Annotated in this window: 8 protein-coding genes; 3 read left to right on the top strand and 5 right to left on the bottom strand. The window is 71.5% G+C overall.

Features of this window, described 5'->3' with window-relative positions; all coding sequences use genetic code 11:
* Window positions 1-62 precede the first annotated feature (62 nt).
* Genes ACR3IO_RS19320 through ACR3IO_RS19330 form a run of 3 tightly spaced genes read right to left on the bottom strand, consistent with a single transcriptional unit; the run spans window position 63 to window position 3,600 of the window.
* Complete coding sequence (locus ACR3IO_RS19320) at window positions 63-908, bottom strand: transglutaminase family protein (RefSeq protein ID WP_434072850.1); 846 nt, start codon at window positions 906-908, stop codon at window positions 63-65.
* Window positions 905-1,834: an alpha-E domain-containing protein gene (locus ACR3IO_RS19325; RefSeq protein ID WP_434072851.1), complete on the bottom strand. Its 930-nt coding sequence runs from the start codon at window positions 1,832-1,834 to the stop codon at window positions 905-907. The genes ACR3IO_RS19320 and ACR3IO_RS19325 overlap by 4 nt, the downstream gene beginning before the upstream one ends.
* Window positions 1,828-3,600 carry a circularly permuted type 2 ATP-grasp protein gene (locus ACR3IO_RS19330; protein ID WP_434072852.1) on the bottom strand — a complete coding sequence of 591 codons (1,773 nt, stop codon included), beginning with the start codon at window positions 3,598-3,600 and terminating at the stop codon, window positions 1,828-1,830. The genes ACR3IO_RS19325 and ACR3IO_RS19330 overlap by 7 nt, the downstream gene beginning before the upstream one ends.
* Window positions 3,601-3,741: 141 nt before the next feature.
* Between ACR3IO_RS19330 and ACR3IO_RS19335 the strand changes: the two genes are divergently transcribed.
* Both ACR3IO_RS19335 and ACR3IO_RS19340 read left to right on the top strand, forming a co-directional pair.
* Window positions 3,742-4,164 (top strand): MarR family winged helix-turn-helix transcriptional regulator, encoded by a 423-nt coding sequence (locus ACR3IO_RS19335; RefSeq protein ID WP_434072853.1) that lies wholly within the window; start codon window positions 3,742-3,744, stop codon window positions 4,162-4,164.
* A gap of 5 nt (window positions 4,165-4,169) precedes the next feature.
* A complete protein-coding gene (locus ACR3IO_RS19340; RefSeq protein WP_434072860.1) occupies window positions 4,170-5,687 on the top strand; it encodes an MFS transporter in 1,518 nt (505 codons plus the stop codon).
* Between the two features lie 132 nt (window positions 5,688-5,819).
* Here the strand turns inward: ACR3IO_RS19340 and gdhA are convergent, their stop codons facing one another.
* Together gdhA and ACR3IO_RS19350 are read right to left on the bottom strand one after the other, a co-directional pair.
* Entirely contained in the window at window positions 5,820-7,178 is a 1,359-nt protein-coding gene (gene gdhA / locus ACR3IO_RS19345; RefSeq protein ID WP_434072854.1) for an NADP-specific glutamate dehydrogenase, read from the bottom strand.
* 116 nt (window positions 7,179-7,294) lie between these two features.
* Window positions 7,295-8,320: a LacI family DNA-binding transcriptional regulator gene (locus tag ACR3IO_RS19350; RefSeq protein ID WP_434072855.1), complete on the bottom strand. Its 1,026-nt coding sequence runs from the start codon at window positions 8,318-8,320 to the stop codon at window positions 7,295-7,297.
* Between the two features lie 277 nt (window positions 8,321-8,597).
* Between ACR3IO_RS19350 and ACR3IO_RS19355 the strand changes: the two genes are divergently transcribed.
* Window positions 8,598-10,121, top strand: a complete 1,524-nt coding sequence (locus tag ACR3IO_RS19355) for a sodium:solute symporter family protein (RefSeq protein ID WP_434072856.1) — start codon at window positions 8,598-8,600, stop codon at window positions 10,119-10,121.
* Window positions 10,122-10,262 lie beyond the last annotated feature (141 nt).

The raw sequence follows: 10,262 nt of genomic DNA on the forward strand, positions 1-10,262 counted from the left end.
AGGCGCGGCATCCGCTGGACAGCACCGGGGCGACGGATCGTCGGCGCGCCGCCCCGCACGGGTCACGCGACGCGCGTGATCTCCACCGACACGAACAGCTCGGATGCCCCGGGGCCCGCGTACACGCCACGGAGCGGCGGCACGTCGCTGTAGTCGCGACCGCGTCCGACGAGCACGTGCCGGTCGCCGATCTCGACGAGGTTCGTCGGGTCGTAGCCGCGCCACTCCCCCGCGAACCACTCGACCCAGGCGTGCGACTCGCCCACGACGGTATCGCCGACGGATGCCTCGGGGTCGGGGTGCAGGTAGCCCGAGACGTAGCGCGCCGGGATGCCCGCCGAGCGCAGCGCGCCGAGCGCGACGTGCGCGATGTCCTGGCAGACGCCCTTGCGCTCGTCCCACGCCTCGGCGGCGGTCGAGTGCACCCCCGTGACGCCGCGCATGTACTCCATCGACCCGCCGACCGCGCGGCAGATCTCCAGCGCGGTCTCGCCGACCCCGCCGCCCTCGGCCTTGATGTCGGCGGCGAGCGTGCGCACCTCGGCGGGCGGCTCGGTGGCGGGCGAGCGTCCGCTCGCCTCGACGAGGCCCACGGTCGAGGTCGCGGCGGCCGCGAGCTCGCTCCAGCCGAGCTCGACGCGCGGCTGCGGGCGCGGGTGCACCTCGACGAGGCTCGTGGCCGTGACCGAGAGCTCCTGGTGGGGCGTCAGCACCTCGAACGTCGACACGCGCGTGCCCCAGTAGTCGAGGTAGGAGTGCTGGCTCGCCGTCGGGCGGATGTCGAGGCCCGCCTGCATGACGAACTGGTGGCCGTCGGAGTGCGGCAGCATGCGCGCCTCGTTGTACGACGCGGTCGCGGGCTCCGCGTAGGTGAAGCCCGTGCGGTGCACGATGCGGATGCGACTCATGAGACCTCTCCGATCCAGACGGGGACGACGCTCGTCGGGAAGTACCTGGCCCGGATGGCCTCGCTCGCCGACGAGGTCACCGCCTGCAGGTGCTCCATGTTGCCGGTGAGGTCGACGAGGATGTCGGCGATCGGCCGGTACTCGAGCTCGGAGCGGATCTGGCCGAGGAGGCGCCGCGCCTGGTCGGTCACGCCGACGCGCCCGGCGCGCGGGTCGATCTCGCGCAGCGACTCCTCGGCGCGGATGACGCTCGAGATGATCGAGCGCGGGAAGAGCCGGTCGAGCAGCAGGAACTCCGCCGCGGACTCGCTCGAGGGCACGCCGCGATAGCTGCGGAGGTAGGCCTCGTACCCGCCGCAGCTGCGGAGGATCGTGGTCCAGCTGGGTCCGCTCGCCTCGGTGAGCGAGCGCGTGGCGAGCAGGCGTGCGGTCATGTCGGCCCGCTCGATCGCGCGCCCGAGGGAGAAGAAGTGCCAGGCCTCGTCGCGGCTCGTGGCGGAGTCGACGACGCCGATCGCGAGCGCGGATCGATCACGCACCCACCGGAAGAACTCGTGGGTCTTGTCATGGGCGACGCGTCGCGGCATGCGGGCGTTCGTGTGGTTCAGCGCCTCCCACAGCTCGGTCGAGACGATCTCGCGAGCACGACGGGCGTTCTCGCGCGCGGCCCCTACCGAGTGCGCGATCGACGCCGGATGCTTCGGGTCGACCGCGAGCAGGGCGATGACGTCCTCGCGCCCGAGCGGCTCCTCGGACTGGGCCTCGCTCCCCATGACCGAGAGCAGTGCGCGGCACGCGGTGTCCTCGTCGATCCACGGATCCTCGAGAAGCAGTTGCAGGTGCACGTCGAGGATGCGGGCGGTGCCGTCGCTGCGCTCGATGTAGCGCCCGATCCAGAACAGCGATTCGGCGATGCGGCTCAGCATGATGCGCTCTCCCCGTCTGCGACGAGCGGATGCCGCGGCATCCGCTGCTGCTGTTGCTGTTGCTGCTGCTGCTGCTGTTGCTGGCGCACGGGCGCCTCCTCGTCCTGCGGCGACGCGGTGACCGGCGACGCCCGGTGCTGCGGTTCGGCGGAGGTCGCGACGACGGATGCCGCGGCACCGTGCAGGCCGACGGCCGGCGGCGTGTTCGGCGAGGCCTGATCGGCCACGAGCGCGCCGACGTTGCGGCTCGCCGCCGGCACGGTCGGCAGTCGCAGTCCGCCCGTGTCGGTGCGCGCCGAGGCGGACTCGAGCACCCAGGTGTCCTTCGACCCGCCGCCCTGGCTGGAGTTGACCACCAGGCGCCCCTCGGGCAGTGCGACGCGCGTGAGCCCGCCTGGCAGCACCCACACCTCGGTGCCGTCGTTGACCGCGAACGGCCGCAGGTCGGCGTGCCGCGGACGCAGGCCGTCCTCGACGAGGGTCGGGATCGTCGAGAGCTGCACCACGGGCTGCGCGATCCAGCCGCGCGGATCGGCCATCAGCCGCATCCGCAGTTCGTCGAGCTCGGCCTTCGAGGCATCCGGCCCGATGACCAGGCCCTTGCCGCCCGAGCCGTCGACCGGCTTCACGACGAGTTCGTCGAGGCGGTCGAGCACCTCGGCGAGCGCGTCGGGCTCCTCGAGGCGCCAGGTGTCGACGTTCGGGAGGATGGGGTCCTCGCCCAGGTAGTAGCGGATGAGGTCGGGCACGTACGTGTAGACGAGCTTGTCGTCGGCGACGCCGTTGCCCACCGCGTTCGCGATGGTGACGTGTCCGAGCCGCGCGGCGAGCATGAGCCCGGGCGCGCCGAGCACCGAATCGGGGCGGAACTGCTGCGGGTCGAGGAACTCGTCGTCGACCCGGCGGTAGATGACGTCGACCCTCGTCGGGCCGGCGGTGGTGTGCATCCACACGCGCCCGCCCGAGGTGAAGAGGTCGCGCCCCTCGACCAGCTCGACGCCCATGAGCCGCGCGAGCAGCGTGTGCTCGTAGTAGGCGGAGTTGTGCACGCCGGGGGTGAGCACGACGACGGTGGGATCCTCGATGCCCTCCGGGGCGCTCGCGCGCAGCGCCTGCAGGAGCTTGTTCGGGTACTCGCCGACCGGGCGCACGCGCATCGACGTGAAGAGCTCGGGCAGCGTCTGGGCCATCACGCGTCGGTTCGAGATGACGTAGCTGACGCCGCTCGGCACGCGCACGTTGTCCTCGAGCACGCGCCAGTCGCCCTGCTCGTCGCGGATCAGGTCGATGCCCGCGACGTGGATGCGCACGCCGTTGGCGCCCACGATGCCGGCTGCCTGCCGGTGGTAGTGCGTCGACGAGCTGATCAGGGCCGCCGGGATCACGCCGTCGCGCACGGCGAGCTGCGGGCCGTAGACGTCGGCGAGGAACCGCTCGAGCGCCCGCACCCGCTGCGCGACACCGGCCTCGGCGCGCACCCAGTCGTCGGCCGCGATCACGCGCGGCACGGCGTCGAGCGGGAACGGCCGCTCCTCCCCCGCGAAGTCGAACGTGACGCCCTGGGCGAGGTACGAGCTCGCGAGCGCCTCCGTCCGGCCGCGGAGCTCGTCCTGCGACATCCGGGCGAGGGCCGGGTAGAGCTCGCGATAGGGCTCGCGGACGGTGGTCGTGCCGTCGGGGAACATCTCGTCCCATGGGCGTCCCGCACGCCGTCGGCGCGCCTGGTTCCTGCCGCCCGTGGCGTATCCGTCGAAAAGGGTTGCCATGACCAGAGAATTCCACTCCGCGGTTTCCGGGCGGTTTCCATCGTGCGTCGCGCGCGCGGCATCCGCTCCGGCCCGGCCGTCGCGCCGCGGCATCCGCTCGCGCATTTGATTAGCAACACTAATGAGCTAGGCTAAGCATTCGTGACCACGATCTCAGAACAGGCGACCCAGGTGCGCCTCGCCGTCGTCCGGCTCAGCCGGCGCATCCGAGCCGAGAAGGCCGACGACCGCGTGACCGACAGCCAGATGACCGTGCTCATGCACCTGACGAAGCACGGGTCGATGACCCTCTCCGAGCTCGCCGAGGCCGAGCGCATCAGCGCCCCCTCGATGAACCGCACGGTCGACTGCCTCGAGACCGACGGCCACATCACACGCACGCCCGACGAGGGCGACCGCCGCAAGACGAACATCACCCTCACCCCGACGGGCGAGGGCATCGTCACCGCGACCGTCGGCGTGCGCAATGCCTGGCTCACCGAGCACCTGCGACACCTGACCGCCGACGAGCGCGCGACGCTCGTGGCGGCCGCCGAAATCATGGGGAGGCTCGTCACCGCGTGAGTGCGATGTTCCGATCCCTCTCGGGATTCAACTACCGCGTCTGGTTCATCGGCGCCCTCGTCTCGAACGTGGGCGGCTGGATGCAGGCGACGACCCAGGACTGGGTCGTCCTGACCGAGCTGACCCACAACAACGCCGCGGCCGTCGGCGCGACCATGGCGCTGCAGTTCGGTCCGCAGCTCGTGCTCGTGCCCATCACCGGCGCCGTGATCGACCGATTCGACCGACGCAAGGTGCTCCTCGTCACGCAGACGGTGCTCATGCTCCTCGCCGTCGGCCTCGGGCTGCTGCTGCTCGGCGGGCACGCGCAGCTCTGGCACGTCTACGGCTTCGCCCTCGCGCTCGGCATCACCAACGCCTTCGACGCGCCCGCGCGGCAGACCTTCGTCTCCGACCTCGTCAGCGGCCCCAACGCCTCGAACGCGGTGGCCCTGAACGCGGCCTCGTTCAACGCGGCCCGGCTCATCGGCCCCGCCGTCGCGGGCGGGCTCATCGTGCTCGTCGGCTCCGGCTGGGTCTTCATGATCAACGCCCTCACCTTCGTCGCCATGATCGCCGCGCTGCTCGTGATGCGCCGACGCGAGCTCATCGTGCACCCGAGAGCGCCACGCGCGGGCAACCCGCTCGTGCAGGGATTCCGCTACGTCGGCGGCCGCTCCGACCTGGTCATCGTCTTCGTCATCGTGTTCCTCGTGGGCGCGTTCTGCATGAACTTCCCGATCTTCTCCTCGACCATGGCCGTCCTGTTCGGCAAGGGCGCGGGCGAGTACGGCATCCTCTCCTCGATCCTCGCGATCGGCTCGCTCACGGCCGCGCTCCTCGCCGCACGGCGCGCACGGGCGAGGCTCCGCGTCGTGTTCATCAGCGCCGGCGCACTCGGCGTCGCCTCGCTCATCGCGTCGCTCATGCCCACCTACGCCACGTTCGCGGCCTCGACCATCCTCATCGGGTTCAGCACCGTGACGCTGCTGACCACCGCCAACGGGTACGTGCAGACGACCACCGATCCCGCGGTGCGCGGTCGCGTCATGTCCCTCTACGTCGCGATCCTCATGGGCGGCACGCTCATCGGGGCGCCGACCGTCGGCTGGGTCGCGGATGCCGCGGGTCCGCGCTGGGCGCTCGGCGTCGCCGCCGTCGCCGCCTTCATCGCGCTCGCGGTCGGCGTCGTGTGGCTCATGGTCGCCCGCGGCCTGCGCGTGACGCACATGCCGCAGCGGCGCTGGCGGTTCGGACTCGCGTGGGCCGCCTCCGCGGAGGCCATCGCCGAGGGCGACCGCGTGCAGGCGCCCGCGACGGGCTCCATCGGCTCGATCTCCGACCGCAACGACCCCGAGGACTTCTCCGACGAGGTCGCGATGACCTCGCCCATCCGACTGCCGAAGCTCTCGGGCCCCCGGGCGGATGCCGCGGGGCGGGCGGATGCGCCGGGCAGAGCGGCTGACGCGCACCAAGCCGATGCCTCGCGTCGAGCGGATGCCCCGGACCGGGAGTACGACGAACCTGCGGCCCGCCCTCGCTGAGGCCCGACCGCACTCCCGACTGGGCGGCGTCCCGGGCGCCCATCCGTCGCGGATGCACGATTCCCTGCCCTCGAAGGGTGCATCTGCGACGGATCGACCCACTCGGTCATCGGCCCGGGCCGCGGCGCAGCGTCAGATGACGCCGAGCGCCAGCATCGCGTCGGCCACGCGCGTGAAGCCGGCGATGTTCGCGCCGACCACGTAGTCGCCGGGCGCCCCGTACTCGTCGGCGGTCGCCGCAGTGCGCTCGTGGATGCCCGCCATGATCTCGGAGAGGCGATCCTCGGTGTGCTCGAAGCTCCAGGAGTCGCGCGACGCATTCTGCTGCATCTCGAGCGCGGAGGTCGCGACTCCGCCGGCGTTCGCGGCCTTGCCGGGGGCGAAGAGCACGCCCGCCTCGCGCAGCACCCGGATGGCCCCGGGCGTCGTGGGCATGTTCGCACCCTCGGCGACGGCGACGACACCGGCCGCGACGAGCTTCACGGCGTGCGCCTCGGAGAGCTCGTTCTGGGTCGCGCACGGCAGCGCCACGTCGATGCGCTCGTCACTCTCGATGTCCCAGACGGATGCCCCGGGCAGGAACCTCGCCCGACCGCCGCGCTCGTCGGCGTAGACCGAGATGCGCTCGCGGCGACGTTCCTTGATGTCGCGCAGCAGGTCGAGGTCGATGCCGGCGGGGTCGTGGATCGCCCCGGACGAGTCGGACGCGCCGACCACCCGCCCGCCGAGGGCGTGCACCTTCTCGATCGCGTAGACGGCGACGTTGCCCGAGCCCGACACGAGCACGCGCGCCCCGTCGAACGACCGCCCGCGGGTCGCCAGCATGTGCTCGGTGAAGTAGACGGCGCCGTACCCCGTGGCCTCCGTGCGCACGAGCGAGCCGCCCCACGTGACGCCCTTCCCCGTGAGCACCCCGGACTCGTACCGGTTGGTGATGCGCTTGTACTGGCCGAAGAGGAAGCCGATCTCGCGTGCGCCGACGCCGATGTCGCCAGCCGGGACATCCGTGTACTCGCCGACGTGGCGGTAGGCCTCGGTCATGAACGACTGGCAGAAGCGCATGATCTCGCCGTCGGACCGGCCCTTGGGGTCGAAGTCGCTGCCGCCCTTGCCGCCGCCGATAGGCATGCCGGTGAGCGCGTTCTTGAAGACCTGCTCGAAGCCGAGGAACTTCACGGTGCCGAGCAGCACGGTCGGGTGGAAGCGGAGGCCGCCCTTGTACGGGCCGAGCGCCGAGTTGAACTGCACGCGGAACCCGCGGTTGATGCGCACACGCCCGGCGTCGTCGACCCACGGCACGCGGAAGATGATCTGCCGCTCAGGCTCGCAGATGCGCTCGAGGATCGACGCCTGCACGTACTGCGGGTGTTTGTCGAGCACGCGACCGAGGGAGTCGAAGACCTCGCGCACGGCTTGGTGGAACTCCACCTCGCCCGGGTTGCGCTGCAGCGTCGCCGTGTAGACGTCTTCAATGGCAGTGCGGTTCTGCAACGCGCGCCCTCCTGTCGAACGGATGCCACGTGGTGCCTGTCGCGCGCGGCCCTCACCACACTATCCGGCCTCGCCGAGGGGCCCTCCCGTGTGACGGCCGGCCCGGATCGCGGACGTCAGGCGGTGCCGCGCGTGGACTCCCGCACCACGAGCTCGGGCTGGAAGACGACGTGCTCGTGCAGGTGGTCTTCGGCTCCGGATGCCACGGCGGCGGCCTCCTTGAGCAGCAGGTCGACCGCGGTGTAGCCGATGAGCGTCGCCGGCTGGCGGATCGACGAGAGCGGCACGACTGCCGCCGACGCGAAGTCGATGTCGTCGTAGCCGATGAGGGCGATCTCCTCGGGCACGCGCACCCCGCCCCGCATCGTCAGCGCCTGCAGCACGCCCATGGCGAGCAGGTCGTTGGCGGCGAAGATCGCATCCGGGCGATCGGATGCCGCCCGCTCGCGCACGATCTCGCCGGCGGCACGGCCCTGCAGCACCGTGAGCGAGTCGGTCGGGATGACCTCGAGCGTGGCATCCGACACCCGGTCGACCGCGCGCCGGGCGCCCTCGAGGCGGTCGGCGACCTGCTGCAACCCGGCCGGCCCGCCGACGAAGGCGATGCGCCGACGCCCGGTGTCGAGCAGGTGCGACACCGCGAGCTCCCCGCCGACGACGTCGTCGACCGCGACCGAGGAGAAGGCCCGGTCGGGCGACTCCCGGTCGACGAGGACGACCGGGGTGCCGCGCTCGCGCAGCCTGGCGAGGCGGGGCATGTCGTCGGCGAGCGGCGAGATGAGCACCCCGTGCACGCGCTGCTCCTCGAACAAGTCGAGGTACGCGCCCTCGCGCGTGGAGTTCTCGTCGCTGTTGCCGAGCAGCACGGTCATGTGCTCCTCGGCGGCGCGATCCTCCGCGCCGCGGGCGACATCCGTGAAGAAGGGGTTGCGCACGTCGAGCACGACGAGGCCGATGCTGCGACTGCGACCGGCCCGCAGCTGACGCGCGGCGTCGTTGCGCACGAACCCGAGCCGCTCGATCGCGGCCTGCACGCGCTCGACGGTCGCGGGCGCGACGATGTCGGGCCGGTTGAGCACGTTCGAGACGGTTCCGACCGAGACGGATGCCGCGGCCGCGACATCCTTCACACTGACGGCCACCGGACGCCCCTTCTGTTCGCTGCCGCGCCGTGTGCCGGCGCTCCGGCCATGATGTCAGGAATCCGTCGGAATGCGACGGAAGCGGACGCCCGACGACGGCGTGCATGCAGTGCGCGTCGTTCGCGGCCCCACCTGCGCGATCGGCGCTCGATCCCGCCGTGTTCGACCGGCAGCGAGTTCACAAGACCGATACATCCCCGAAAACCGGAGGGGTACCCGGGCCCGAGAGGATCGGTTTCTATCAACCGACAGAAACTCTCATCCCCTTTGGAGCCCCATGATCATCCTCGGAGTGGGCATCACCGTTCTCGCCGTCCTCGGCGTCGGCATCATCGTCGCCAAGAAGGTCGACGGAGACAGCGAGAACTTCCTCGTGGCCGGACGCAGACTCGGAGTGCCGCTGGTCGCGGTGTCGCTGACGGCCGCCGCCGTCGATGCGAACGCCACCGTCGGCAACACCGACCTCACCGCTGACTTCGGCTTCTGGTCGGGCGCGTCGCTCGCGATCGGCCTCGCGATCTGCCTCCTGCTCGCCGGCCTGTTCCTCGCCCGGCCGCTGAACGCGATGCGCCTCTACACGCTCGGCGACTTCTTCCGGGTCAGGTACGGGCGGGGCACCGAGGTGACGGCGAGCATCATCATGTCGTTCGCCTTCACGATCCTCCTCGCGGGCAACCTCGTCGCCTGCGGGTTCCTCATGGAACGGTTCGCGAACATCCCCTACGCGTGGGGCATCGTCCTCGTCGCCGCACTCGTCGTCGCCTACACGATCGCCGGCGGGCTCTTCTCCGACGCGTACACCGCCGCGATCCAGACGACGATCACCGTCGTCGCCGCCCTGGCCCTGCTCGGCTGGACGGCCCTCACGTTCGGCATCGTCATCCCCGAGGGCAAGGGGCCGCTCGACCTCGGCCAACTCACCGATCCGGCCCAGGGCGCCGCGATCAACTGGGCGACCCTCGTCGCGCTCGGCATCGGCGACCTCGTCGCCATCGACTTCATGCAGCGCATCTTCGGCGCACGCTCACCCGAGGTCGCGCGTCGTTCGTGCTTCACCGCAGCCGCCCTCACGGCCGGAATCGGCACGATCTTCGCGCTCGTGGCCCTCACCGCCTCGGCCGTGCTCGGACTCACCGCGGCGGACGGCCCCGTGCTGTACCAGCTCCTCGACGGCTGGGCGCCGCCACTGATCTCGATCCTCGTGCTCTCCGGCATCGTGGCGGCATCCTTCTCGACCGCGTCGGGCGCGATCCTGGCGACCTCGGCGGTCATCGTCCGCAACATCTTCAAGCTGCGCCGCACGACCATCCAGGGCGCACGGGATCCCCTGCTGACCTGGACCCGACTGGCGATGATCCCCATCGTCGTCGTCGGCGGGTTCGTGGCGATCAACGTCAGCCAGACGGGCGTCCTGCTCACCCTCGCCTTCGACCTCATGCTGGCGTGCCTCGCGGCGCCCTTCATCGCGGGCGTCTTCTGGCGACGTCCCGGCCGGGTCGCGACGCTCGTGTCGGCGGCGCTGGGTCTCGTCGTGCGCCTGACGCTGCTCGTGCTGCAGCCGACGATCTACGGCGTGCCGAACGACATCCTCTACGTGCCGAACGACCTGGTGACCTCGGACCTCGACGGCTGGGTGACCCTGATCGCGTTCGGCGTCAGCCTCGCCGCGTTCTTCCTCATCAGCTGGCTGAGCCCGCGCACCGAGGCCGAACTCGCCGACGAGCTCGCGGCCATCGAGTCGCTGCACGCTGAGCAGGCCGAGGCTCCGAGCGGCCGCGCCGAGGTGCCCGTGCCGGCCTGACACGCGCGACACGAGGCGGGGCGGGGCGGGGGTTTGTCCCCGCCCCCCCCGCCGGTCCGCCCCCGGCCCGCCCGCGGGCGGCATCCCTCCCCCCCGCCCCCCCGGCCCCCCCGCAGGGCCCGGCGGGGGGCGCGGGCGGGG

The organism is Agromyces sp. Marseille-Q5079, from assembly GCF_051016555.1.
Lineage (GTDB): Bacteria > Actinomycetota > Actinomycetes > Actinomycetales > Microbacteriaceae > Agromyces.